This window comes from Streptomyces sp. NBC_01408 (genome assembly GCF_026340255.1).
Taxonomy (GTDB): domain Bacteria; phylum Actinomycetota; class Actinomycetes; order Streptomycetales; family Streptomycetaceae; genus Streptomyces.
This window is the reverse complement of the sequence record NZ_JAPEPJ010000001.1, coordinates 211,325-236,896: the sequence shown is the minus strand read 5'-3', so window position 1 is coordinate 236,896 and position 25,572 is coordinate 211,325. Positions and strand designations below refer to the sequence as shown.

The following is a 25,572-nucleotide window of genomic DNA, read 5'->3' as shown; positions in this document are numbered from 1 at the left end:
CCACCCCGTCCCTGGCCGGCAGTTCCGGCCTCGCCGGCGTTCGAGGCGCGGGGTCTGGGGCGGAGCCCCAGGGGTTTCAGCCCGTCCGGCGTTTGAGGACAGGGTCCGGGGGCCCGTCGAGGCTCGGGCCGAGCCTGAGGAACAGGGCGGAGCTCCCGGCACGGACACCTAGGGGGTGTCCGTGCCGGAGGCGATCGTGGCGCGGACCTCCGCGACCCGTTCCGCCTCCTCCACCGCGAACCGCTCCCGGTCGAGGGCCTCGGCGATCTCCTCGTCCTGGCTCATCAGCAGGTCGAGGCTGGAGTCGCCCATCTCGAAGACGCCCATGTCCAGGTACGCCTTCTGGAGCCGCTCGCCCCACAGCCCGATGTCCTTCACGCAGGGCACGATGCGGCTGAAGAGCAGTTTGCGGAACAGGTGCAGGAACTCCGACTGCTCGGTGAACTGCTCCGCCTCCTTCCTCGAGATGCCGAAGTTCTCCAGCACCTCCACCCCGCGCAGCCGGTCCCGCATCAGGTAGCAGCCCTCGATCACGAACTCCTCGCGCTCGCGCAGCTCGGCGTCCGTCAGCTGCCGGTAGTAGTCGCGCAGCGCCATCCTCCCGAAGGCCACGTGCCGGGCCTCGTCCTGCATCACGTAGGCGAGGATCTGCTTGGGCAGCGGCTTGTCGGTGGTGTCGCGGAGCATGCCGAAGGCGGCCAGGGCCAGCCCCTCGATCAGCACCTGCATGCCCAGGTACGGCATGTCCCAGCGGGAGTCGCGCAGGGTGTCGCCGAGCAGTTCCCGAAGGCTGTCGTTGATCGGGTAGAGCATCCCGACCTTCTCGTGCAGGAAGCGCCCGAAGATCTCGGCGTGCCGGGCCTCGTCCATGGTCTGCGTGGCGGAGTAGAACTTCGCGTCCAGGTCGGGCACCGACTCGACGATGCGTGCCGCGCACACCATCGCGCCCTGTTCGCCGTGCAGGAACTGGCTGAACTGCCAGGAGGAGTAGTGCCGGCGCAGGTCGCCCTTGTCCTGCCGGGTGAGCTTGGCCCAGTGCCGCGTCCCGTAGAGGGTCAGCGCCTCGTCGGGGGTGCCGAGCGGATCGTAGGGGTCCACCTCGATGTCCCAGTCGATGCGCTTGGCGCCGTCCCACTGCTTGTCCTTGCCCTTCTGGTAGAGCGCGAGGAGCCGTTCGCGGCCTCCGTCGTACTCCCAGTTGAAGCGGGCCGAGCCGGAGGCGGGAACCTCCCAGACGCCCTCGCCCGGGCCGTTGGTGTAGAGCTCGTGCGTCGGCACTGACGCCACCTCGTCTCACGTACTGCCGTACAGGAGTGGATGGTTGGCAGGGTCACACGTTGGTAGACGGTCGGTCAACAAGTGGTGCGCGGGGGATTGACGACCTTGCTGACAAGCAGTCTCATAAGCAGTGACCGCCGGTAACTCACCCACGAGGTGTCCGAAGCCATGACGACCGTGACCGATCGAGCCGCGCTGAGGGACGCTCTCGGCCTGCTCAAGGACCGCGAGCAGATCGCCGAGCGGCTGCTCGAATCCTCCGCCAAGCACTCCTTCGACCCCGACAAGGAACTCGACTGGGACGCCCCGGTGATCGAGGGCAAGTACTACTGGCCGCCCGAGCTGCTCTCGCTCTACGACACCCCGCTGTGGAAGAAGATGGGGGAGGAGCAGCGCATCGACCTCTCCCGCCACGAGGCGGCCGCGCTCGGCTCGCTCGGCATCTGGTTCGAGATCATCCTCATGCAGCTCCTGGTCCGGCACATCTACGACAAGTCCCTGACCAGCAACCACGTCCGCTACGCGCTCACCGAGATAGCCGACGAGTGCCGCCACTCGATGATGTTCGCCCGCATGATCCAGAAGGCCGGCGCCCCCGCGTACCCGGTCTCCCGCCTCAACCACAACCTGGCGCGGATCCTCAAGACCGTCTCCACCACCCCCGGTTCCTTCGCCTGCACCCTCCTCGGCGAGGAGATCCTCGACTGGATGCAGCGCCTGACCTTCCCGGACGAGCGCGTTCAGCCCCTCGTACGCGGAGTGACCCGCATCCACGTCATCGAGGAGGCCCGGCACGTCCGCTACGCCCGTGAGGAGCTGCGCCGCCAGATGGTCACCGCCCCGCGCTGGGAGCAGGAGCTCACCCGGATCAGCTGCGGCGAGGCCGCCCGGGTCTTCTCGCTCGCCTTCGTCAACCCGCAGGTCTACGAGAACATCGGCCTGGACCGCCGCGAAGCCCTCGCCCAGGTCAAGGCGAGCGGCCACCGGCGCGAGGTCATGCAGAGCGGCGCCAAGCGGCTCACCGACTTCCTCGACGACATCGGCGTGCTGCGCGGGGTCGGCCGCAAGCTGTGGCAGAGCTCGGGGCTCCTCGCGTAGACCCACTCGTCTAGTCTGCGGGCATGACCGTACGGGCGTACCGCAGGCTGGGTGTCGAGGAGCGGCGGGCCCAGCTCCTCGACGTGGCCCTCTCGCTGTTCGCGCACCGGGCGCCCGAGGAGGTCTCCCTGGACGACGTCGCGGAGGCCGCCGGGGTCTCGCGCCCGCTCGTCTACCGCTACTTCCCCGGCGGCAAGCAGCAGCTCTACGAGGCCGCCCTGCGCTCGGCGGCCGACCTCCTCGAACTCTGCTTCGCCGAACCGCAGCACGGCCCCCTCACCCAGCGCCTCACCCGGGCGCTGGACCGCTACCTGGCCTTCGTCGACGAGCACGACGCCGGCTTCGCGGCGCTCCTCCAGGGCGGCAGCGTCGTGGAGACCTCCCGCACGACGGCGACGGTGGACGGCATCCGCCGGGCCGCCGCGCAGCAGATCCTGCTCCACCTCGGGGTCCCCGCGCCCGGACCCCGGCTGCGGATGATGGTCCGCACGTGGATCACGGCGGTCGAGGCAGCCTCGCTGATCTGGATCGACGAGGGCAAGCAGCCGGATGTGGACGAGCTCCGGGACTGGCTGGTGGACCAGTTCATCGCCCTGCTGACGGCCACCGCCGCCACCGACGCGGAGACGGCCGCCGCCGCCCGCGCGGCGCTGGCCCTGGAATCGGCTGACGGCCCGGTCGGGGTCCTGGCCCGGCGCGTGATACCGGTGGTCTCGGAGGCGGCCCACCTCCTGTGACACTGGTGGGGTGAGAAGCCAACCGACCCCCTTCGAGGGCGGCCCGATGGACGGCCGGGTCCTCCCGATCCTCCTCGGCCCGACCGGCCACCCCCCGAAGTGGTACGAGATCCCGGTTCCCGCGGCCGACGGCGGCCCCCCGACGGTGCTCCTGTACGAGCGCGTCCCGTCGGGCTACTCCAAGCGGCTGCACCTCCAGAAGGGCTGGAAGTACGTCCACAGCCCGTCGGGCGTGAAGCCGAAGCCCCGCTGGCCCTGGACGAAGGCGCGCCCCTGACGGGGGGCGCGGCGACGCTGCTGGGGCTCCGCCCCAGACCCCGCTCCTCAAACGCCGGAGGGGCTGGAAATCGCTCCGGCCGGCAGGGTCAGGACCGCCAGGGCCCCGCCCCCTTCCGCGCTGCAGAACTCCAGCCGCGCGCCGATCACCGCCGCCTGCCCGGCGGCGATGGTCAGCCCGAGCCCGTGCCCCTTCACCCCGGCCCCGGGCTCCGTACGGAACCGCTGCGGGCCGTGCGCCAGCAGGTACTCGGGGAAGCCGTCCCCGTGGTCCCGCACGCTGACCACCGGCCCGTCCACCGTCAGCACCACCGGCGCGCGCCCGTGCTTGTGGGCGTTGGCCAGCAGGTTCCCCAGGACCCGCTCCAGTCTGCGCCGGTCCGTCTCCACGTGCGCGTCCCGGACGATCACCACCTCGGTCTCCGTCCCGGACGCCCGCACCACCCGCCGTACCAGCCGGCCCAGTTGGTGCAGGTCCGTCTCGACCTGCTCGCTGCGGGAGTCCAGCCGCGAGATCTCCAGCAGGTCCTCCGTCAGCTGCCGCATCGTGCGCACCCGCTCCTGGACGAGCTGCGTGGGCCGCCCCTCCGGCAGCAGCTCGGAGGCCGCCTGAAGCCCCGTCAGCGGGGTGCGCAGCTCGTGCGCCACGTCCGCCGTGAACCGCTGCTCGCTCAGCAGCTTCGCCTGCAGGCTCGACGCCATGGTGTCCAGCGCCCCCGCGACGGTCGCCACCTCGTCCTGGTGCCGCGAGGGGTCCTTCGTACGGGGATCCCCGACGCGTGCGTCGAGATCGCCCTGGGTGATCCGCCGGGCCACGGTCGCCGTCTGGTGCAGGCGACGCGTCACCCGGGTCACGGCGAACGCCCCCACCAGCAGCGTCCCGCCGATCGCCAGGACCGAGGAGCCGATGATGGCGTTGTCCAGTCCGCTGATCGTGCGTGCGCTCTGTCCGTAGTCGACGACCGTGGCCAGCGCCCGGCCGTTCGCGGGCGCGGCGGCCCACATCATCGGGCGGCCCCCGTAGTCGGCGACGACCGTCCCGCGGTTCCCGCCGAGGGCGAGCGCGCGCAGCCCCGGCGGCAGGCCCCGGGGGTCCAGCCCCGAATCGGGCGGCAGGGCCTCGCCGGCCTCGTACGCGCGGGAGGCGTCGTGCAGTTTGCCGAGGGCCTTCTCCCGCGCCGTGGCCACGGTCTGGCGGGTCACCTCCACGTGCACGAGCACACCCAGCACCGCCGCCAGCGAGCAGCACATCACCACGATGAAGCACGCGGACTTCCAGGTGAGCGTGGCCGTCCAGGCGGGCAGCCGGGGCTTCACGGGGTACTCAGCACGCTCGGGGTGACCGGCTCGTCCGGATCGCCGGTCTCGCGCGGCTCGGGACCGGGGCCCACCGGGGTCTGGGGGTTCGAGGGCACCCGTACGATCTGCTCGCGCGTCGGGAGCATGCTGCGCTGCTTCTCGTCCCAGGACCAGGCGGTGATCAGCTCGTAGCCGTTGTTCCCGCTCGGGACCCGCAGGATGACGTCCTGTCCGGCCAGTTCCACGGAGACGACGGTCTGTGTGGTCGCCATGATCCGGTTCAGCCGGCCGTCGGGGTCCGCGGTGTACACCCGTACCGACATCATCCGGTCCGGCAGCTCGATGCCGACGATCAGCTCGTCCTTGGAGTTGCCGGTGAGGTCCCGGTAGTACGGCGTCAGCACCGGGCACTTCGTGGGGTCCTGGCCCTCCTTCCCGCACGCGGTGATCGCGGCGGCGGTCTCCGCGGGCATCCCGTCGCCGCCGCTGTAGGTGTCCGGGTGGGCCCGCACCTCGGCCTGGACGAGGGCCAGCGGATCGGCCTGGTGCACGTTCTGCTCCCGCACGGGCGGGATCCCCTGGACGTACTCCGGCGGGGCGCCGCCCGGGCCGGCGGGCGGTACGGAGGCCGGCCGGCGGTCGGGCCACAGGTGGACGGGCCCGCTCGCGGTGGGGGTCGGACCGGCGCCGACCAGGCCGCCCGCCTCGCCGCAGCCGGCCAGCAGGGGCAGGGCCAGCAGGGCCGACAGGACCCATGGGGACGGCCGGGCGGACAGGGCCCGCGGGGACCAGCGGACCGGCCGCACCGGCCGGGTCTGTGGTGCGGAGCCGGTCGCACGGAAGGGTGACGTCTTCACAGCCCGCTGCGCCCTTCTGTCCGCGGTACGACGGTCGGTCAAGCCAACCTTATGCGGAGTTTCATCCTTTTTGGCCCAGTGGTCCGTCGTGCGGTCATGGGCGGCGTCAGTCGCTCGTACGCCCGCGCCGCAGCATCGCGAAGCCCAGCCCTGCGGCGCCGACCGCGGCGATGGCGCCACCCGCGGCCAGCAACAGCACACCCTCGCCCGGCCCGTCGGCCAGCGTCTTCAGGCGCAGCACCTCGCCACGGGCGGCGGCGACGGAACGGCTGTCGCTAGCGGAGTTGCCGGAGTTGCCGGAGGCGCCGGAGTTGCTGGAATTACCGGAGCTGCCACCCGACTCGCCGCGGCTGTCCGAAGCGGAGCCCGTACGCGGCACCGAGGCGGCGACGACCTGCCCGCTCCGGGTCCCCGTCTTGTACCCGTCGCCCCCGACGGCATGGCTGCCGTTCTTCGCGGAGGCGTCACCCACCCAGGAGGTCAGCCGCCCGTCGGAGTCGAGCGCGGCGTGCAGCTCGCCCGCGGAACCCATGGCGGTCACGCCGTCACGGCTGGTCAGGGTGGCGGCCGTGCGGCCGTCGGAGGTCAGGATGTCGGCCCGGTAGACGCCCTCGGCGATCCGGTAGACCTTCGCCGTGGAGACGCCGTCCGCGAGGGCGAGGCTCTTGACCGGCGTCCGCTGCGGGGCCGCGGAGTGCGCGGCCGAGGCGGCCGGGACCCCCTCGGCGAGAGCCGCGGCGGCGGGTAGCGCCAGCAGACTTCCGGCGCATGCGGTCACGGCGGCGGCGCGAACGAGAGTGCGGCGGCGGACGGTGCTCACGGAGAGTCCTTCGGTGCGGTCAGGGCCTGGCGAGTCCAGGTGGCACCAACCTAGGCCCCGGCCGTTGCGGCCGAGCCCCGTTCTTGTAACAGCGAGGCCGCAGGGTCCCGGCAGAGTCGTTACACAACCGGGGGATTGCCGCGCGGCGCTCCGACTGCTCCCATGGACGCCGGGGGTGAGGACGATGCGGGGACTCAGAGTGCTGCCGAGCGGCCGGCCCGGCCGCGGCCGGCTGTACGTCAACCTGCCCGACGGCCGTGCGGTGGCCTGGTACGACCGGCAGGCGAACCGGATCAGCGTCCTCGCGGACGACCACCGCGAGGCCGTACTGGAGGCGCTGCGCCCCTACTTGACCGGCACGGTCTCGATCGGCCCGCCCCCGGTCCCCACCGCCGCAGACCTGCTGCGCCTGTCCCTCCCGCCGGACGCGGACCTGGCCCCGAACCGGCCGGGCGAGGCCCTGCTGGGGGAACTGGACCACGGCTCGGCGGGCACCCGCGCCCGCCACCGCGTCCGCCAGGACCTGGCGGCCCAGCAGCGGATGGGCGACGCCCTCGACGCCCTGGAGGCACAAGGCTGGCGGACCCTGCACTGCGTCCCCCTCCCCGGGCTGGGCCGCATCGACCACCTGCTCATCGGCCCGGCCGGGATCCTCTGCGTCCGCACGGTCCCGGGCCGCCGCCAGCGCGCGGCCGTAGGAGACCTCCTGCTCACCGTGGGCCGCGCCGACCCCCGCCCGGACCCCCGCTGGACCCGCCGCGCCGCGGCCCGCGCCACGCGCGCCCTGGCGGCCCGGGTCACCCCGGCCCTGGCGGTGGTCGACGCCTCCCGCGTCGAGGTGGCCCCGACCGTCCACGACATCCGCGTCCTGCACCCGCTCACGGCTGCCCCCGACCTCGCCGCATCCTCGGCCACCCTCGAACCCCCGGCGGTGGAAGCCCTCTTCGCCCGCGCCCGCGACTCCCGCACCTGGCTCCAGCCCACCGCCGCCGCCCCCGGACCGACCCCGACCCGGCCACCAAGAACCGCCACAACCCGCTGACCCGCCCGCACCTGGATCAAGCCCCCTGCCCACCGGCCCGGCCCCCGACCGACCCTGGCCCGGCCGCCGACGGCGCCACCACCCTGAGCCACCCGCACACACGGCTGCCACGCCTTGCCGGGCCAGGGGTTCGGCCGGGGCGGGGCTCGGCTGCGCCAGGGCTCGGCGGGGCGGGGGTGGGGCGGGGACGCTCCGGAGTGTCTCCTCGGCTCGCGCACTTGGGCTCGGCTGCGCGAGGTGCGGCCCGGGTTGCGCGCTCGTCCTGCGGGGACTCTCCTGCGCGTCCCCACCCCACCCCCGCCGGGCCGCCTCTCCGCCGCGCCAGGCCGCCTGGCCGAACCCGCTGCCTCGGCGTCCCGCCGAACCCGCGTCAGGCCGAGGTGCGTTCGCGGGCGGTGGTCGGCGGCCTGCGCTCACCGGCGGGGAGGCAAGGCAACGGACCTGGTCACCGGCCTCCGGTGTCGGCGGACCGTTCGCTTCGCCATGCGGTGCTGCTCGTGGTGTGATGAAACGGGGACTCCGAGAAGGGGAGAACGATGACCTCACCGGCAGCGGAGCGGAAGACCGTCGCGGGCCCGGTGTCAGTCCGCCCGTTGGCCGAGGCGGACCTGGATCGGGCCGATGAGATCTTCCGGGTCGCCTTCGGGACGTTCCTCGGGCTCCCCGAGCCGAAGACGTTCTTCGGGACCGCCGATTACGTCCGCACACGCTGGGCGGCCGATCCGCACGCGGCCTTCGCAGCGACGATCGAGGGTGAATTCGCCGGATCGAACTTCGCCGCCAACTGGGGCAGCGTCGGGTACTTCGGACCGTTGACCGTGCGTCCGGACCTGTGGGACCAGGGCGTCGGCAAGCGCCTCATGGATCCGGTCATGGACTGCTTCGACACCTGGGGGAACCGCCACCTGGGCCTGTTCACCTTCTCGCACAGTCCGAAGCACCTCGAGCTCTACCGCAAGTACGGTTTCTGGCCCCGATTCCTCACGGCCGTCATGAAGAAGCAAGTCGCGGGCAGCCCCGCGGTCCCCGGCCGGGTGATGTACAGCGAACTGCCTGCCGCCGAGCAGCCCGCCTGCCTCAGTGCCTGCCGCGCACTCACCGGGGCCGTGTACGAGGGCCTGGACCTGGAACGCGAAATCGTCGCCGTGCACGCGCAGGGACTCGGTGACACCATCCTGCTCCAGGGCGGCGGCTCCGAACTCGATGGCCTGGCCGTCTGCCACTGCGGAGCGGGATCGGAGGCCGGCGACGACGTGTGCTTCGTCAAATTCGGCGCCGTACGCCCTGGCCCGGAGGCCGCCGACCGCTTCGAGCGACTGCTCGACGCATGTGAGCAACTGGCGGCCGGGCGCGGGCTGAGCCAGCTGGACGCCGGGATGAACCTGGGCCGCCCGGATGCCTATCGGCGCATGATCGACCGTGGTTTCCGCACTGGGTTGCAGGGCGTCACGATGCACCGGCCCAACGAGCCCGGTTACAGCCACCCCGACGCCTATGTGATCGACGACTGGCGCTGAGACCACCCGTCCCGGCCACCAGGCTCCAGCTTCTGGTGGGCTGCTTCGTCGCCTCGCCCGGCCGGCCGGACAGGTGGTCGTCGCCGAGTGTCGCGGCGTCTGACCTCCGCTTAGCCTGAGGGTCCCAGGGAAGGAGCGCCGGTATGAGAGCGACCTGGAAGGGGGCCATATCGTTCGGGCTGGTCACGATCCCGGTCCAGCTCTTCACGGCCACGGAGGAGCACGACATCCCGCTTCGCCAGGTGCACGAGAAAGACGGCTCCAGGGTGCGGCTGCGGCGCGTATGCGAAGCCGAGGACGTCGAGATCCCGTACCAAGAGATCACCAAGGGCTACGAGGCCCCGGACGGCAGCATGATCATGCTGTCCGACGAGGACCTCGCCGACCTCCCCCTCCCCAGCAAGAAGCTCATCGACGTGCTGGCCTTCGTCGACGCCGAGACCATTGATCCGCTGATGTTCTCCAAGGCCTACTACGTCGGCACCTCCGACCGCGCGGCCGCCAAGCCCTATGCCCTGCTCAAGCAGGCCCTGACCGAGGCCGGGCAGATCGCCGTCACAAAGATCGCCATCCGGTCGAGAGAGTCACTCGCCGTGCTCCGAGTGCACGAGGACACGCTGGTGCTGCAGACGTGCCTCTGGCCCGACGAGGTCCGGCCTGCCGCCGGCGTCGCGCCGGAGGGCGAGGTCACGATCCGGCCCCAGGAACTGCAGATGGCCAGGTCCCTCATGGACATGCTGTCGCAGGACTTCAACCTGTCCACGCTCCACGACGAGTACCAGGAAGCCCTCCAGCAGGTGATCGAAGCCAGGCTCCAGGGTGTCGAGCTACCGCACGAAGAGGAAGCCGCCCCGACGGGCGGCAAGGTCATCGACCTCATGGCCGCTCTGGAGAACAGCGTCCGCGCGGCCAAGGAGTCGCGCGGGGAGCGTGGTGCTGCCGAGGAGACGGAGGCCGAGGTCCGGACCCTGCCCGTCCGCAAGACCGCGAAGAAGGCTCCGGCGAAGAAGGCGGCGCCGGCCAGGAAGGCGACAGGGTCCGCGGCGAAGAAGGCCGTTGCCTCACCGAAGGAAGCCGGCGGGAAGAAGACCACCGCCGCTACGAAGAGCACGGCCAAGGCCACCACGAAGAAGACCGCGGCCAAGAAGACCACCAAGCGGGCCTCCGCCTGAACCCGGCCCCACTCCCGCGCCACACCTGTTGCACACCGACACGGTCACCCGATCGGCCCTGAGCTGTCCTGACATGGCCCAGATCAGCGCGCGACAGCCGTGACCCCCAGAGAACCGCCGTCGGCGAGGTGGACCTGCCGAATGGATCGCACGGTTCCTCCCGTTTCATGGCAGTCTCATCGTATGACGCCGATCACATTGGTGGAGGGCCGTCGCATCTCGCTCAGCAACCTCGACAAGGTCCTGTACCCGGAGACCGGCTTCACCAAGGGCGAGGTGCTGCACTACTACGCCACCGTCGCGGTCCCGCTCCTCGCCCACGTCCACGACCGCCCCGTGTCGTTCCTGCGCTATCCCGACGGCCCGGACGGCCAGCTCTTCTTCACCAAGAACCCGCCGCCCGGCACACCCGCCTGGGTGAAGACCACCCCGGTGCCCCGCTCCGAGGACCTCTCCGCCGAACAGGTGGTCATCGCCGACCTGGCCACCCTGATGTGGGCCGCCAACCTGGTCGTGGAGTTCCACACCCCCCAGTGGCCCGCCGGCCGCCCGGCCGTCGCCGACCGGCTGGTCCTCGACCTCGACCCCGGCCCGCCCGCCACCGTGGTCGAGTGCTGCGCCGCCGCGCTCTGGCTGCGCGAACGGCTCGCCGCCGACGGGCTGGAGGCCTACGCCAAGACCTCCGGCTCCAAGGGGATGCACCTGGCCGTGGCCCTGGAGCCGACCCCGTCCGAGCAGGTGTCGGCGTACGCGAAGCTCCTCGCCCAGGAGGCCGAGCGCGAGCTCCCCGCCCTGGCCGTGCACCGCATGGCCAAGGCCCTGCGCCCCGGCAAGGTCTTCGTCGACCACAGCCAGAACGCCGCCGCCAAGACCACCGCCGCGCCCTACACGCTGCGGGCCCGGGCCCGCCCGACGGTGTCCGCCCCGGTCTCCTGGGCGGAGGTCGAGGCCTGCCGGAACCCGGCCGACCTGGTCTTCCTCGCCGGTGACATCGCCCCGCGGCTGGACCGCGACGGTGACCTCTTCGCCCCCCTGACCGACCCCGGCCGCGCGGGGCGACTGCCCGGGGAGCGGTCGTGATCCGGGTCGCGCTGGCCACCGCCGTACGCACCCTGCCGCGGGGGACGGGCCTCGCCTACGAGCCGAAGTTCGACGGCCACCGGCTCGTCGTGCTCCGCTCGGAGCAGGACGTGGTGCTCCAGGCCCGCTCCGGCCGGATCGTCACCAGCGCCTTCCCCGACCTGGCCGCGGCCGCACGGCAGTTGCCCGCCGGCACGGTCCTCGACGGCGAGGTCGTGGTCTGGCACGCGGGCCGAACGGACTTCGCCCTCGTGCAGCGCCGCGCGGCCGCCACCGCCGCGCGGGCCGCCGTCCTCGCGCAGAGCCTGCCGGCCTCGTACGCCGCCTTCGACGTACTGGAACTGGCCGGGCTCGACCTGCGCGGACGCACGTACGAACGGCGCCGGGCCCTCCTGGTCGACCTGCTGCTCCCGCTCGGGCCCCCGCTCCAGCCGGTGCCGATGACGACCGACCCGGAACTGGCCGCCACCTGGTACGAGACCCTGCCCGCCAGCGGCATCGAAGGCCTGGTCGTCAAACGGCTGGACCAGACCTACCCGGCCGGGCGGCGCGGCTGGCAGAAGCTCCGCCACACGGATGTACGGGACGCGGCGGTCGTCGGGTACACGGGGACCGCGAAGCGGCCCCTGGCCCTGGTACTGGTGCTGCCGGTGGGGGAGGAGACGCCGCTGGTGTCGAGCCCGCTGTCCGCGGCGCTGCGTAGGGAGGTGGCCGCGGCCGTGGCCGACCGAGCGGCCACCGCCCCGGCCGGGGCCACCGTCACCGCGATCGGGCTCGGGGAGGTCCCCTTCCGGCCGCTGGACCCGCCGCTCACGGCGGAGGTCCGGCACACCTCGGCACGCCACCCGCCGCCGGAGGTGCTGCGGCTGCGGACGGACCTCTGACCCGCGCGGGGGGCGCGGGCCAGAGGAGGGTCCAGTCAGGTCAGCTGTGGGCGCCGCGCCCCGCGTCCGGCGGAGCCCCCGGCTGGGCGTGCGGCGGTGGCCCCTCCGGATGCTTGAAGCCGGATTCCCGCCGCGCCCTGTCCTCCTCGGGATGGGTGGAGGTGGTGGAGCCGAAGTTTCCGTAGCCCTGCATCTCGTGCGGCCTCAGACCGCCTTCGGGGATCTCCACGTTCTCGCGCTCCTCGCGCACCTCATAGACGGCCCCGCCCTCCGGCAGGTGTGGCTGGCTCTCGGCGGTGGGCGGTGGTGGTTCCTGCGCCCGGACCTTCTTGCCCAGCCAGAAGGCGCCGAGCAGAAAGCCCGCCACGGCGATTCCGACGACGAGGAACCACGCGATGTCGGTGAGGGTCGAGTCCACGCTCAGGGTCGCGTCCATGAGACTCAGTTTCCCGCACTTCTGTCCGGTATGCGCCATTCTGGGCTGGATGCCTTGCGGCATTTGGGGTACGCGCCAGAGGTACCCGGATCCTGAATCCGAAGGAGGCCCGAGATGCCCCGTGGATCCTCCCCCAAGCGGGAGCGCCAGTACGAACACATCAAGGAGAGCGCCGAACAGCGCGGCGTGTCCGAGAAGCGGGCGAAGGAGATCGCCGCCCGGACGGTCAACAAGGAACGCGCCCGGGCCGGCGAGTCCAAGACCGCGAGCAAGGAATCCCTGGAGGACATGTCCTCCGGCCGGCGCGGAGGCCTGCACTCCCACTCGGGCGCGCAGGGACCCACGTACGAGCAGCTCTACGCGGAGGCCCGGCGCCGCAACATCCACGGCCGCTCGGACATGAACAAGGCCCAGCTCAAACGCGCCCTGGGCAACTGACCCCGCCACCATGCGATGGCGCCCGGCGGACCCTGCACCGGCCGGGCACCTCGCCCGGGGCCGCACCGGAACCGGTCCGGCCCCCGGCCCGAGCCACGCCTGAACCGGCCGGGCACGCCTGAACCGGCCGGGCACGCCCGGACCGGCTCGGCACGCCCGGACCGGCTCGGCACAACCGGATCGGGTCGGCAGCCAGTCCGGGTCGGCGTCCCCTCCGGGGTCGGCATCCTGCTCCGGGCCCCGCACCCCGCCTCGGCGGCGGTGAACGGGCGGCCCCAGTGCCCGCACCGCCCGGGCTGCGCTGCCCGTCCGGCGCCACTCGGGGCGTACCAGGCAGCCCTCCCCGCAAAGCCCCATCTGCCCAGCCCCAGCGCCCAGTACCCCCCGGAGGGTGCTCCGCACACCGTCCCGCCGTGGCGAGCCAGTCCCCGGCCGGCCGGGGCGGGCGGAATCCACAGGCCGGGCGAGGGCGCGCGTCCCGGACGGTGCTCGGCGCCGCTTGGCGCGCCGCCTCCGCCGTGGCGAGCCCCTCGCCGGTGGCCGCGGCGGAACCGCAGGTCCCGCGCCCGCTCCGCCCACGGCTCCACCCAGCCCTCCCGTCCCGCTCGGGAACCGGGTGGTGAGTCGACGCTGCAGCAGCCGGTGCCTGGCGTCGACGCCTCGCCGGGCAGGCCGCATGCCGCAACGCCGCGCTGCATGCGGCCGGTTCCGCGCGTGACGCACGGCGCTGCCCGTTTCGCTCAGCCCCGCAGCGGCCCGTCGGAGTCGCGCAGTGCCCGCGTCTCCCGCCCGCTGAGCACGCCCACGATCTCCGCGCAGATGGCCAGCGCCGTCTCCGCCGGCGTCCGCGCGCCGAGGTCCAGCCCGATCGGCCCGTGCACCAGGCCCAGCTGCGCCTCGCCCACCCCGGCCGCGATCAGCCCTTCCCGCCGCCGCGCGGTGGTCCGCCGCGAACCCAGCGCCCCCACGTAGGGGATCCCGAGGTCCAGCGCGGAGCGCAGGGTCGGGACGTCGAAGTCGGGCTCGTGGCTGAGCAGCACCAGGCAGGCGGCGTCCCGGTGGTCGTCGAGCGCCTTCTCGGCCTGCGCCGCCGCCTCCACGATCTCGGCTCCCCAGCCCAGCAGGGCGGCCTGCCGCTCGATGATCTCGGCGAGCTCCCCGCCGCCGCCGATGACCACGTACGGCGCCGAGGGGTACGCCTCCACGAGCACCAGCCCGGACTCCCCGTACAGCGCGTCCCGCCCGGGCCGCCGCGTGGCCAGCAGCTCGCCGGCCCGCCGCCCCGCATCGTCGCGCGGGGTGTCCGTGGCCCGTACGGCCTCGCTGACAGCCTGATCAGCACCCTCGTTCAGCCGGGTCACCAACGCCACCCCGGCCCCCTCCCCGAGCAACTCCCACCACTCGGCCGGGATCGCGGTCAGCGGCTGGAGCAGGATCTCCGCCTGCCCGCCACAGGTCAGCTTCGCCGCCACGGCCTCGGCCCCGCGCACGGACACCTCGCACACCCGCGCCGTGTCCCCGGCCCCCATGGCCCCGGCCTCGGCGACGAGCTCGGCATCGAAGACCCCCCGGTACAGCGCCCCGACGCACTCCCCCCGCGCATCGACGAGCAGGGCCCCGGCCGGATCCCGTGGCCCGAACCCCTGCTCGGTCACGGGCCGGGCCAGATACCCGTCCCGCCCCTCGGCCAGCCACCGCCGCGCCGTCTCCACCAGCTCACGCATCTGTGCCGCCCCATCCCATAAGAGCTCACTCCCCGCAAAGCGCCAGGTCAACGGCACGATGCGGCCTCACGAACCACCCTACGCACGCCCCCCACCCCTACCCATCCCCCAATCCCACAGACCCACCCCACCCCCCTCGTACAGACCACCGGAACCCGGCCCACCCCGCCTCCCGACCCATGCCCGCCCAGGATCACCGTCCCGGCCACCCGCACACCGCCAAGCGGCGGCCCCAGGGACAGGAATCCAGGACCGACAACAGCACCCCCATCCCCCGATCCCCAAACAGCCATCCCAGGAAGCCACTTGGCCGCACACGCAATTCCTGCACACCTGAGACCGACCCGTTTCTCCTCGGTAGCCACGCGCAGCGCCTCGCTGGTCGGCGGGAGGCAGCCAACCGGCGGATCGAGGATCTGCTGCGCGAGTACGAGCAACGCGAGCGAGGCGGCACGGCCAAGGCCCCGGTCGATCCTGGGGCCTTCGATGATTCCGGCCGCTGAACTGGCGGCCGATGAGGCACGGCCGTCCCACAAATAGGCCGCGTACTACCCCACATGGATGCGCTCGGCCGCAGTTGGCTGCGCATACGCGAAGACCCCGTCTCAGCTAAGGCGCTGATGGCGGGGTCTTTGGGCACTTCCTGCGAAGTGCCCCCGGCAGGATTCGAACCTGCGCACACGGCTCCGGAGGCCGTTGCTCTATCCCCTGAGCTACGGGGGCGTGTCGTTGGTGTTGCTGCGACGGGTTGAACACTACCAGCTTCGGCGGGGTGATCAGGAACCGGTTTGCGGGGGCGGTGGACGTGGGTCGCCCGCAGGGGGTGGAAGTGGCAAAAACCCGGACGCGGGGGCCCGGCTCGACCTACTCTCGAGTTGTGCCAGGCGCCTCGGGCCGGGTGCTTGTTGTCGACGACAACAAGGTCATCCGGCAGCTGATCAAGGTCAATCTCGAGCTGGAGGGCTTCGAGGTCGTGACCGCAAACGATGGTGCCGAGTGTCTGGACGTCGTGGGTCGTGTGTGCCCCGATGTGATCACGCTCGACGTGGTCATGCCCCGCCTGGACGGGTTCGCAACGGCCGCGCAGTTGCGGGCGGATCCGCGGACCCGGGACGTGCCGGTGGCCATCGTGAGTGCCTGTACGCAGTATGAGGTGGAGACCGGGTTCGCGGCCGGTGTGGACGCCTTCGTCGCCAAGCCGTTCGAGCCTGCCGAGCTGGTACGCGTCGTGCGGCGGCTCGTCGAGGGCAAGGACCGGCGCGACGGGCGGAAAGGCGCTCCCGCCGGGAGGGGGCGGGGCTGAGAGGCTCCCGCCAGGGACCCGTCTTTATCTTCCCGGTTCCTTCCCGGGCGGGGCTGGGCTGGGCTGCCCCGTTCCTCCCTCCACGGAGGGTGAGGCCGCCACCACCGTTCCTCCCTCCGGGAGAGGCTAGAACTCTGCTCTCCTCGGCCGGGCTGGGGCAGCGCCCCTTGGCGTTGGCCCTGGCCTCGCCGTACCGGCCCGCCGGGCCTGCGGCATCCCGGCGCCTGCCGCCTGCTCGGCCGTGACGGCGCCCGCCGCGAGTTCCGCCGTATCCGTTGTCGCGATGGGCGGCGCCGCGCCTCGCGGTCCGGCCGGCCCGGCGTGTTGCCGCGTCAGCGGAGTGCTCGGAAGTGTCCCGTACAGCCCGTACAGAGGTGTCCCTTCGTGCTGCGGTGTACGGAGTCGGGCGACGGGCGGTCGGTCGGCCCGGCGGTCGCTCCCGGGCGGGTCGGTGCGGGCGTGGTCGGCGGCGATGTTCACATGGCGAAACCCTTCGCGTGACCCGAGGCCTTCTCCCCTAGGCTGGTCCCGTGACCCCCGCTGACCTCTCCCGTACCCTCGTGCGCGCCGTGCGCTGTGCCGTCGAGGACGGGGAGCTGCCGGCCCAGGCCGGGGTGCCCGGCGGGCGGGTGGTCGTCGAGCGGACCCGGCCCGGTGGGGTGGGGGAGTACGCCACCCCCGTCGCCTTTCAGGTCGCCAAGAGCGCCGGCCGCCCGCCCCGCGATGTGGCGGACGTGCTGGCCCGGCGGCTCGGCGCGGAGCCGGGGATCGAGAGCGTCCAGGTCACCGGGGCAGGGTTCCTCAACTTCGTACTGTCGGCGCCTTCCGCCCCCTCCCTCGTCAGCGAAGCGATCGTCTGGGACATCGTGATTCGGGACGTACGGGGCGGGGCTGCCTTCCTCACCCCCGACGACGACGAAGACGACGACGATGACGCCGGCACCGGCCCCGGGCTGCGTGAGCGGGTCGTACGCCAGAGCGTCCTGCGGCTCGTGCGCGCCCAGGGCGGCAGCGAACGCGACGTGCCCGTCCCCCTTCCCGTCGCCCCCCTCGCCAAGCAGGACTCCGACGTTTTCGCGCGCTACGGGGCCGATGCCGCGCGGTGGGGGATGCTCGCCGTGCCGGCCCGGGAGACCCCCGTGTTTTCCGACGTGCTGCTCGTGCAGGGTGAGGGCAGTGAGTTCTTCCGGGTCCGGTACGCCTACTCGCGCAGCCGTGCGCTCCTGCGCAACGCCGCCCAGCTCGGGTTCGGCGCCGAGGCCGGGGAGGTGACCGGCGCGCCCGAGCTGCTGCGCGCCCTGACCGAGTACCCCCTGGTCCTCGAAGCCGCCGCGCACCACCGCGCCCCCGAGCGGCTCGCCCGGCACCTCGTCGAGCTGGCTGACGCCCTCCTCGATTTCCAGTACCGCGTGCTGCCCCGAGGGGACGAGAAACCCTCGGCCGCCCACCGCGCCCGGCTGGCACTCGCCGAAGCCGCCGGGACGGTGCTGGCCGGCGGCCTGGCCCTGCTCGGTATAGACGCACCTGAACGCCTGTGACCTGCGAAGAGAGATTCCGATGAGCCGTTCCGCGCACCCCGCCGGACCCCGTCACGCCGATGTCCTGCCCGAGGGGCACTACGCCCCGCCGGCCGCCGACCTGAACACCCTCGACGAGAAGGTGTGGGCCCGGACCGTGCGGCGCGCGGACGACGGCGTCGTCTCCGTCGGCGGCATGGAAGTGACCCGGCTCGCCGAGGAGTTCGGGACCCCGGCCTACTTCCTGGACGAAGAGGACTTCCGGGCGCGCTGCCGGGCCTGGGCGCACGCCTTCGGCAAGGACGCCGACGTGTTCTACGCGGGCAAGGCCTTCCTCTCCAAGGCCGTCGTGAGGTGGCTGAAGGAAGAAGGGCTGAATCTCGACGTCTGCTCCAGCGGTGAGCTGACCGTTGCGCTCGCCGCCGAGATGCCCGCCTCGCGGATCGCCTACCACGGCAACAACAAGTCCGTCGCCGAGCTCACCCGCGCGGTCGAGGCCGGGGTCGGGCGCATCGTCCTCGACTCCTTCCAGGAGATCGCCCGCGTCGCGCACGTCGCCCGTGAGCTGGGTGTGCGCCAGCCCGTGCAGATCCGCGTGACGGTGGGCGTCGAGGCGCACACCCACGAGTTCATCGCCACCGCCCACGAGGACCAGAAGTTCGGCATCGCCGTGGCCGACGGCTCCGCCGCCGAGGCCGTACGCCGCGTGCTCGGCCACGACTCGCTGGAGCTGCTCGGCATCCACTCCCACATCGGCTCGCAGATCTTCGACATGGCCGGTTTCGAGGTGTCCGCCAAGCGGGTGGTGCAGCTGCTGGCCGCCGTACGCGACGAGCACGGCGTGGAGCTGCCCGAGATCGACCTCGGCGGCGGCCTCGGTATCGCCTACACCTCCGACGACGACCCGCGCGAGCCGCACGAGATCGCCAAGGCGCTCACCGAGATCGTCGCCCGGGAGTGCGAGGCGGCGAGGCTGCGGGCCCCCCGGATCTCCGTCGAGCCCGGCCGCGCCATCGTCGGCCCGACCGCCTTCACCCTCTACGAGGTCGGCACCATCAAGCCGCTCGAGGGACTGCGTACGTACGTCAGCGTGGACGGCGGGATGTCCGACAACATCCGCACGGCGCTGTACGACGCCGAGTACTCCATCTCCCTCGTCTCGCGCCGCTCCGACGCCGAGCCGATGCTCGTCCGCGTCGTCGGCAAGCACTGCGAGAGCGGTGACATCGTGGTCAAGGACGCGTTCCTGCCCGCCGACCTCGCCCCCGGCGACCTGCTGGCCGTCCCGGCGACCGGCGCGTACTGCCGCTCCATGGCGAGCAACTACAACCACGCGCTGCGCCCGCCCGTCGTCGCCGTGCGCGACGGTCAGGCAAGGGTGATCGTCCGGCGCGAGACGGAGGAAGATCTCCTGCGTCTCGACCTGGAATGATTCCCATATTTCGGGGAGAAGGCCCCAGACCCCCAAAATAGGTGTCTCACTCAATGGACCGGGGATGGAAACTGCTGTCCATTGAGTGAGACTGGTTCACACCCGGCGGGCAATCCGCCCGCGGGGTACTGATGGAAGATCGAAAGGCGTAGGTCGAATGATGCGTACGCGTCCGCTGAAGGTGGCGCTGCTGGGCTGTGGAGTGGTCGGCTCAGAGGTGGCGCGCATCATGACGACGCACGCCGACGATCTGACGGCCAGGATCGGCGCGCCCGTCGAGCTCGCCGGCGTGGCCGTGCGCCGCCCCTCCAAGGTCCGTGAGGGCATCGACCCGGCGCTGGTCACCACCGATGCGACCGCCCTCCTCAAACGCGGCGACATCGACGTGGTCATCGAGGTCATCGGCGGGATCGAGCCCGCCCGTACGCTGATCACCACCGCCTTCGAGAACGGCGCGTCCGTGGTCTCGGCGAACAAGGCGCTGCTCGCGCAGGACGGCGCCGCGCTGCACGCCGCGGCCGAGGCCCACGGGCTGGACCTGTACTACGAGGCCGCCGTGGCCGGCGCCATCCCGCTGGTCCGCCCGATGCGCGAGTCCCTCGCCGGCGACAAGATCAACCGGGTGATGGGCATCGTCAACGGCACGACGAACTTCATCCTCGACAAGATGGACTCCACCGGCGCCGGGTACCAGGAGGCGCTGGACGAGGCCACCGCCCTCGGGTACGCCGAGGCCGACCCCACCGCCGACGTCGAGGGCTACGACGCCGCCGCCAAGGCCGCGATCCTGGCCGGCATCGCCTTCCACACCCGGGTCCGCCTCGACGACGTCTACCGCGAGGGCATGACCGAGGTCAGCGCGTCCGACTTCGCCTCCGCCAAGCGGATGGGCTGCACCATCAAGCTCCTGGCGATCCTGGAGCGCGCCGCCGACGGCGAGTCCGTCACAGCCCGCGTGCACCCCGCGATGATCCCGCTCACGCACCCGCTGGCTTCCGTCCGCGAGGCGTACAACGCCGTCTTCGTCGAGGCGGAGGCCGCCGGGCGGCTCATGTTCTACGGGCCCGGCGCGGGCGGTTCGCCGACCGCTTCCGCGGTCCTGGGCGACCTCGTCGCCGTCTGCCGCAACAAGCTCGCCGAGGCAACGGGGCCGGGCGAGTCGGCGTACACCCAGCTGCCGGTCAGTGCCATGGGCGAGGTCGTGACGAGGTACCACATCAGCCTTGATGTGGCCGACAAGCCGGGCGTCCTCGCCCAGGTCGCGACCACCTTCGCCGAGCACGGCGTGTCGATCGACACGGTCCGCCAGACGGGCAAGGACGGCGAGGCCTCCCTCGTCGTCGTCACTCACCGCGCGCCCGACGCCGCCCTCTCCGGGACCGTCGAGGCGCTGCGGAAGCTGGACACCGTACGCGGTGTCGCCAGCATCATGCGTGTTGAAGGGGAGTAAGGACCCATGAGCAGCAATCGCACCCACCAGTGGCGCGGCATCATCGAGGAGTACCGGGACCGCCTGCCGGTCACGGACACCACTCCCGTGGTCACGCTCCGCGAGGGTGGCACTCCCCTCGTCCCCGCACAGGTGCTCTCCGAGCGCACCGGCTGCGAGGTCCACCTGAAGGTCGAGGGGGCGAACCCCACCGGGTCCTTCAAGGACCGCGGCATGACCATGGCCATCACCAAGGCCAAGGAGGAGGGCGCCAAGGCCGTCATCTGCGCCTCCACCGGCAACACCTCGGCCTCCGCCGCCGCGTACGCGGTGCGCGCCGGGATGGTCTCCGCGGTGCTCGTGCCCCGCGGCAAGATCGCGCTGGGCAAGATGGGCCAGGCCCTCGTGCACGGCGCCAAGATCCTCCAGGTGGACGGCAACTTCGACGACTGCCTGGACCTCGCCCGCGCGCTGTCCGACAACTACCCGGTGGCGCTGGTCAATTCCGTCAACCCGGTCCGCATCGAGGGCCAGAAGACGGCCGCGTTCGAGATCGTCGACGCGCTCGGTGACGCGCCCGACATCCACGTGCTTCCCGTCGGCAACGCGGGCAACATCACCGCGTACTGGAAGGGGTTCAAGGAGTACAAGGCCGACGGCCTGGCCTCCCGTACGCCCCGCGTGTGGGGTTTCCAGGCCTCCGGTTCCGCGCCCATCGTGCGCGGTGAGATCGTCAAGGAGCCGCACACCATCGCCACCGCGATCCGGATCGGCAACCCGGCCTCCTGGCAGTACGCGCTCGCCGCGCGCGACGAGTCAGGCGGTCTCATCGACGAGGTGACGGACCGCCAGATCCTCGCCGCCTACCGGCTGTTGGCCGCTCAGGAGGGCGTCTTCGTGGAGCCCGCCTCGGCTGCCTCGGTGGCGGGCCTGCTCAAGGCCGCCGAGCTGGGCCTGGTCGATCCCGGCCAGACGATCGTGTGCACCGTCACCGGCAACGGTCTGAAGGACCCCGACTGGGCGATCGCCGGCGCTCCGCAGCCGGTCACCGTTCCGGTGGACGCGGAAGCCGCCGCGATCCGCCTCGGCCTGGTCTGACGTACCGCCCGTGAGCCGGGTTCCGGAGTGATCCGGAACCCGGCAACTCACCTCGTACGACGACAAAAGTGCGGCGGAAGTCCGCGACACGCATCGTGCGCCTCGTGTGCGCCCTATGTCGCGAGAGAACCTTCCTTCGATACGCTGTACTTACATCCGCCACCGCGCATATGACTGCGGTGCTGCCCCGAGGGCCTTCGGGTGTCGTACGTTCTCCAGTACATTCGCAGCGAGCCAGCGAAGAGCGAAGATCTCGCACAGTCACAAGGAGTGTCATCGGACGATGGCCGGTCCAGCGTTCCGCGCCGCCGCCGTACGGGTGCGCGTCCCCGCCAGTAGTGCCAACCTCGGCCCGGGCTTCGACACCCTCGGTCTCGCCCTGGGGCTCTACGACGACGTCGTCGTCCGAGTGGCCGACTCCGGCCTGGACATCGACATCGCGGGCGAAGGCGCCGACAGCCTCCCGCGGGACGAGAGCCACCTGCTCGTACGCTCCATGCGCACGGCCTTCGACCTGCTGGGCGGACAGCCCCGGGGCCTCGAGGTCGTCTGCGCGAACCGCATTCCGCACGGCCGCGGCCTCGGTTCCTCCTCCGCCGCCATCTGCGCGGGCATCGTGGCCGCCCGTGCCGTGACGATAGGCGGCGAGGGCAGGCTCGACGACTCGGCGCTGCTGGAGCTCGCCACCGAGATCGAGGGCCACCCCGACAACGTCGCCGCCTGTCTGCTCGGCGGCTTCACCCTGGCGTGGATGGACGGGGGCAGCGCCAAGGCGATCCGGATGGAGCCCGCCGATTCCATCGTTCCGGTGGTCTTCGTCCCCTCGAAGCCGGTCCTGACGGAGACCGCGCGCGGCCTGCTGCCGCGTACGGTCCCGCATGTGGACGCGGCGGTCAACGCGGGCCGCGCCGCCCTGCTCGTGGAGGCCCTGACCAGGCGTCCCGAGTACCTGCTGGCGGCGACCGAGGACCGGCTCCACCAGGACTACCGGACCCCGGCGATGCCCGAGAGCGTGGCACTGGTGGGCAGGCTGCGGGCGGACGGCATCCCCGCGGTCATCTCCGGCGCGGGCCCCACGGTCCTGGCGCTGGTCGACAACGGCGCGGCCGACAAGGTCGCGCGGCTCGCGGGCGAGGGATGGGCCGCCACCCGGCTGGCCCTCGACGCCGCGGGCGCGAGCGTACTCCCGCTGGGTGCCCAGGGCGGCTGAGCCGTTCCACGGGGACCCGGCCGGTCCGGGGCGGGCGGTCAGGGCAGGCCGCCCGTGCCGGAAGGCGCGATTGCCGGTGATTGAGAGGGGGAATGTCTGTTGGATCCGGTAGTGTTAATCTCAAGTGCGCATCCGAAGCCGCCATGGCTCGGTGCTCAGTGTCCCCATCCGGGACCACCTTTCTTCCGGGAGCCTCCCCGACTGCTTTGATCACTTCCAGCAGTTTCGAGCACGCTCCGGAATCGGCGTGACATTCCCACGCTTCCAGCTCGGGGGCTTCTCGCCGGAACCACCCATGCACGTTTCTCTCCGCCGTATCTCTACCGGCGGACCACCGCCCCGGCCGCGGTCCACGACCCATCAGGTCACGGACTGTTGTCGGACAGCACAACCGGTCGCCGAGCCAGACAGGCCGACGTCCGCTCCAGGGAAGGACCCTTCGTGAGCGACACCACCGATCTGATGGGCGCTGCCGACACCAATGTCGACACCAGTGCCCCCGCCGCGGGCGCCGCACCCAAGCGTCGCCGCAGCGGCACCGGCCTTGACGGCATGGTCCTGGCCGAGCTGCAGCAGGTCGCGTCGGGCCTCGGTATCAGGGGCACCGCGCGGATGCGCAAGAGCCAGCTGATCGAGGTCATCAAGGAGGCGCAGGCGGGCGGCAGTGCCCCCAAGGCCGCGTCCTCCGCCGCCGGAGCCGCCGACACCGCCGAGGCCAAGCCGAAGCGCCGCGCCACCAGCAAGGCCCGTACGGGTGAGGCCGCCACAGAGGCGCCCGCCGAGAAGCCCGCCACGCAGGCGCAGATCGAGATCCCGGGCCAGCCGGCCGGGGGTCCCTCCCGCGCGAGCGAAGCCGATCGTGGGGGAGACGAGGCCCCGGCCGGCGAGCGTCGCCGCCGCCGCGCCACCGCCCCCTCCGGCAGCCCGGAGGCCTCGGCCCCCGCCGCCGTGCAGGTGGAGCAGAAGACCGAGACCGTCAAGGCCGAGCCCGTCGCCCAGCCCGAGGCGAAGGCGGAGGCCGCCACGGCAGTCTCCGGCCAGCCGCAGGGCCAGGACGGCGAGGGCCGCGGCCGTCGCGACCGCCGCGACCGCGGTGACCGTGCCGAGCGCGGCGACCGCCAGCGTGACCGCCGTGACCGCGGTGTGAAGGCCGATGACCAGGGCCAGGGCGGCCAGGCGCAGGCTCAGGGCCAGGGCGCGCAGGCCGGTCAGGGCGCCACCCGTCAGGACCGTGCCGACCGTCAGGACCGCCAGCAGCAGGGCGGCCGCGGTCAGGGCCAGGGTCAGGGTCAGGGTCAGCAGGGCCGTCAGGACCGTCAGGACCGTCAGGGTCCCCCGGACAACGGTCCGCAGGACGACTTCGACGACGAGGGCGGCCGCCGTGGCCGTCGCGGCCGTTACCGCGACCGCCGTGGCCGTCGCGGCCGTGACGAGTTCGCGCCGAGCGAGCCGCAGGTCGCCGACGACGACGTGCTGATCCCCGTCGCGGGCATCCTCGACATCCTCGACAACTACGCGTTCATCCGGACCTCGGGCTACCTGCCCGGCCCCAACGACGTGTACGTCTCCCTCGCACAGGTCCGCAAGGCGGGTCTGCGCAAGGGTGACCACACCACCGGTGCCGTGCGCCAGCCCAAGGACGGCGAGCGCCGCGAGAAGTTCAACGCCCTTGTGCGGCTGGACTCGGTGAACGGCATGGCGCCCGAATCCGGGCGTGGACGGCCGGAGTTCCAGAAGCTGACCCCGCTCTACCCGCAGGACCGGCTCCGCTTGGAGACCGACCCGGGCGTGCTGACCGGTCGGATCATCGACCTGGTCGCCCCGATCGGCAAGGGCCAGCGTGGTCTCATCGTCTCGCCGCCGAAGGCCGGCAAGACGATGATCATGCAGTCGATCGCCAACGCGATCACCGTCAACAACCCCGAGTGCCACCTGATGGTCGTCCTGGTCGACGAGCGTCCGGAAGAGGTCACCGACATGCAGCGGTCGGTCAAGGGCGAGGTCATCTCCTCGACCTTCGACCGCCCGGCCGAGGACCACACCACCGTTGCCGAGCTGGCCATCGAGCGCGCCAAGCGTCTCGTCGAGCTGGGTCACGACGTGGTCGTCCTGCTGGACTCCATCACCCGTCTGGGCCGCGCGTACAACCTCGCGGCGCCCGCCTCCGGCCGCATCCTGTCCGGTGGTGTCGACTCGACCGCGCTGTACCCGCCGAAGCGCTTCTTCGGTGCCGCGCGCAACATCGAGGACGGCGGCTCGCTGACCATCCTGGCCACCGCGCTGGTCGACACCGGCTCGCGCATGGACGAGGTGATCTTCGAGGAGTTCAAGGGCACCGGCAACATGGAGCTCAAGCTCGACCGGAAGCTCGCCGACAAGCGCATCTTCCCGGCCGTCGACGTCGACGCGTCGGGCACCCGCAAGGAGGAGATCCTGCTCAACAGCGAGGAGCTCTCCATCACCTGGAAGCTGCGCCGGGTGCTGCACGCGCTCGACTCGCAGCAGGCGATCGAGCTGCTGCTCGACAAGATGAAGCAGACGAAGTCGAACGCCGAGTTCCTGATGCAGATCGCGAAGACGACCCCGTCGGGCAAGAACGACGACTGACGTCTGACAGCCGGTCCGCAACAGGTCCGCGTCACCACAGCCGCCCCCGCCGCACCCGCGGCGGGGGCGGCTGTGCCCGTTCACGCCCGGTGCGAGCTTCGCCACACTCCGGCACCCCCGGAACGTGCGCCCGGCTGCCGGCGTCCCCGGGTAAAGCCCCAGGTCGGCGCGGTGCCGGGCGCGGCGGGCGGTGCGGGGCCGAGCGCGCCGCCCCGGCCGGGCGACTACGGCGGCCGTGGAACCCTGGGGGGCGTTTCGGCCGTCTGTGTCAGTGGACCGCAGGGTGAGAAGCAACCGGCCGTAGCGGACCGGGGACCG

The 25,572-nt window shown here is 72.1% G+C and carries 22 protein-coding genes and 1 tRNA gene; 16 read left to right on the top strand and 7 right to left on the bottom strand.

Annotated features, from left to right (window positions below):
- Positions 1-168: 168 nt before the first annotated feature.
- Positions 169-1,278, bottom strand: coding sequence for a ferritin-like domain-containing protein (locus OG447_RS01030; protein ID WP_266934269.1), 1,110 nt, complete (start codon positions 1,276-1,278; stop codon positions 169-171).
- A gap of 168 nt (positions 1,279-1,446) precedes the next feature.
- On the opposite strand from OG447_RS01030, the gene OG447_RS01025 reads away from it, so the two are divergent.
- From OG447_RS01025 to OG447_RS01015, 3 genes are read left to right on the top strand one after another with little or no spacing between them, the layout of a single operon-like run.
- On the top strand, positions 1,447-2,376 hold the full coding sequence (locus tag OG447_RS01025) for a diiron oxygenase (protein ID WP_266934268.1): 930 nt from the start codon (positions 1,447-1,449) through the stop codon (positions 2,374-2,376).
- Between the two features lie 23 nt (positions 2,377-2,399).
- Positions 2,400-3,113 carry a TetR/AcrR family transcriptional regulator gene (locus OG447_RS01020; RefSeq protein ID WP_266934267.1) on the top strand — a complete coding sequence of 238 codons (714 nt, stop codon included), beginning with the start codon at positions 2,400-2,402 and terminating at the stop codon, positions 3,111-3,113.
- A gap of 10 nt (positions 3,114-3,123) precedes the next feature.
- A complete protein-coding gene (locus OG447_RS01015) occupies positions 3,124-3,390 on the top strand; it encodes a hypothetical protein (RefSeq protein WP_266934266.1) in 267 nt (88 codons plus the stop codon).
- Between the two features lie 47 nt (positions 3,391-3,437).
- Here the strand turns inward: OG447_RS01015 and OG447_RS01010 are convergent, their stop codons facing one another.
- The 3 genes from OG447_RS01010 to OG447_RS01000 all read right to left on the bottom strand — a co-directional run bounded on the left by OG447_RS01010 (position 3,438) and on the right by OG447_RS01000 (position 6,365).
- On the bottom strand, positions 3,438-4,706 hold the full coding sequence (locus OG447_RS01010) for a HAMP domain-containing sensor histidine kinase (RefSeq protein WP_266934265.1): 1,269 nt from the start codon (positions 4,704-4,706) through the stop codon (positions 3,438-3,440).
- Positions 4,703-5,545 carry a hypothetical protein gene (locus tag OG447_RS01005; RefSeq protein WP_266934264.1) on the bottom strand — a complete coding sequence of 281 codons (843 nt, stop codon included), beginning with the start codon at positions 5,543-5,545 and terminating at the stop codon, positions 4,703-4,705. Before OG447_RS01005 ends, OG447_RS01010 begins: the two co-directional genes overlap by 4 nt.
- 106 nt (positions 5,546-5,651) lie before the next feature.
- Positions 5,652-6,365 carry a hypothetical protein gene (locus OG447_RS01000; RefSeq protein ID WP_266934263.1) on the bottom strand — a complete coding sequence of 238 codons (714 nt, stop codon included), beginning with the start codon at positions 6,363-6,365 and terminating at the stop codon, positions 5,652-5,654.
- Positions 6,366-6,549: 184 nt separating this feature from the next.
- Here OG447_RS01000 and OG447_RS00995 point away from each other — a divergent pair, with 184 nt between their 5' ends.
- The 5 genes from OG447_RS00995 to OG447_RS00975 all read left to right on the top strand — a co-directional run bounded on the left by OG447_RS00995 (position 6,550) and on the right by OG447_RS00975 (position 12,060).
- Entirely contained in the window at positions 6,550-7,407 is an 858-nt protein-coding gene (locus tag OG447_RS00995; protein WP_266934262.1) for a nuclease-related domain-containing protein, read from the top strand.
- A 536-nt stretch (positions 7,408-7,943) separates the two neighbouring features.
- Complete coding sequence (locus tag OG447_RS00990) at positions 7,944-8,924, top strand: GNAT family N-acetyltransferase (protein ID WP_266934261.1); 981 nt, start codon at positions 7,944-7,946, stop codon at positions 8,922-8,924.
- Between the two features lie 143 nt (positions 8,925-9,067).
- Positions 9,068-10,096 (top strand): Ku protein, encoded by a 1,029-nt coding sequence (locus OG447_RS00985; RefSeq protein WP_266934260.1) that lies wholly within the window; start codon positions 9,068-9,070, stop codon positions 10,094-10,096.
- A gap of 183 nt (positions 10,097-10,279) precedes the next feature.
- Positions 10,280-11,176, top strand: coding sequence for a non-homologous end-joining DNA ligase (gene ligD / locus OG447_RS00980; RefSeq protein WP_266934259.1), 897 nt, complete (start codon positions 10,280-10,282; stop codon positions 11,174-11,176).
- Positions 11,176-12,060: an ATP-dependent DNA ligase gene (locus OG447_RS00975; RefSeq protein ID WP_266938696.1), complete on the top strand. Its 885-nt coding sequence runs from the start codon at positions 11,176-11,178 to the stop codon at positions 12,058-12,060. The genes ligD and OG447_RS00975 overlap by 1 nt, the downstream gene beginning before the upstream one ends.
- A 40-nt stretch (positions 12,061-12,100) precedes the next feature.
- Here OG447_RS00975 and OG447_RS00970 read toward each other — a convergent pair whose 3' ends face one another.
- Entirely contained in the window at positions 12,101-12,496 is a 396-nt protein-coding gene (locus OG447_RS00970) for a DUF6479 family protein (RefSeq protein ID WP_266934258.1), read from the bottom strand.
- Between the two features lie 114 nt (positions 12,497-12,610).
- Between OG447_RS00970 and OG447_RS00965 the strand changes: the two genes are divergently transcribed.
- The gene (locus tag OG447_RS00965) at positions 12,611-12,934 is read left to right on the top strand and encodes a plasmid stabilization protein (protein ID WP_266934257.1); all 324 of its coding nucleotides are present in this window, start codon (positions 12,611-12,613) and stop codon (positions 12,932-12,934) included.
- Positions 12,935-13,674: 740 nt separating this feature from the next.
- On the opposite strand, the gene OG447_RS00960 is transcribed toward OG447_RS00965, so the two are convergent.
- Positions 13,675-14,658, bottom strand: coding sequence for an XdhC family protein (locus OG447_RS00960; protein ID WP_266934256.1), 984 nt, complete (start codon positions 14,656-14,658; stop codon positions 13,675-13,677).
- A gap of 651 nt (positions 14,659-15,309) precedes the next feature.
- A tRNA-Arg gene (locus tag OG447_RS00955) sits at positions 15,310-15,381 on the bottom strand.
- Positions 15,382-15,463: 82 nt separating this feature from the next.
- Between OG447_RS00955 and OG447_RS00950 the strand changes: the two genes are divergently transcribed.
- The 7 genes from OG447_RS00950 (at position 15,464) to rho (ending at position 25,254) form a co-directional block, all read left to right on the top strand.
- Positions 15,464-15,961 (top strand): response regulator, encoded by a 498-nt coding sequence (locus tag OG447_RS00950; protein WP_266938695.1) that lies wholly within the window; start codon positions 15,464-15,466, stop codon positions 15,959-15,961.
- Positions 15,962-16,491: 530 nt separating this feature from the next.
- Entirely contained in the window at positions 16,492-17,499 is a 1,008-nt protein-coding gene (gene nrtL / locus OG447_RS00945; RefSeq protein WP_266934255.1) for an ArgS-related anticodon-binding protein NrtL, read from the top strand.
- A gap of 19 nt (positions 17,500-17,518) precedes the next feature.
- Positions 17,519-18,910, top strand: coding sequence for a diaminopimelate decarboxylase (lysA, locus tag OG447_RS00940; protein ID WP_266934254.1), 1,392 nt, complete (start codon positions 17,519-17,521; stop codon positions 18,908-18,910).
- A 160-nt stretch (positions 18,911-19,070) separates the two neighbouring features.
- The gene (locus OG447_RS00935; RefSeq protein ID WP_266938694.1) at positions 19,071-20,360 is read left to right on the top strand and encodes a homoserine dehydrogenase; all 1,290 of its coding nucleotides are present in this window, start codon (positions 19,071-19,073) and stop codon (positions 20,358-20,360) included.
- 6 nt (positions 20,361-20,366) lie between these two features.
- A complete protein-coding gene (gene thrC / locus OG447_RS00930) occupies positions 20,367-21,437 on the top strand; it encodes a threonine synthase (protein WP_266934253.1) in 1,071 nt (356 codons plus the stop codon).
- A gap of 283 nt (positions 21,438-21,720) precedes the next feature.
- Positions 21,721-22,647: a homoserine kinase gene (gene thrB / locus OG447_RS00925; RefSeq protein WP_266934252.1), complete on the top strand. Its 927-nt coding sequence runs from the start codon at positions 21,721-21,723 to the stop codon at positions 22,645-22,647.
- A gap of 441 nt (positions 22,648-23,088) precedes the next feature.
- Positions 23,089-25,254, top strand: coding sequence for a transcription termination factor Rho (rho, locus tag OG447_RS00920; RefSeq protein WP_266934251.1), 2,166 nt, complete (start codon positions 23,089-23,091; stop codon positions 25,252-25,254).
- Positions 25,255-25,572 lie beyond the last annotated feature (318 nt).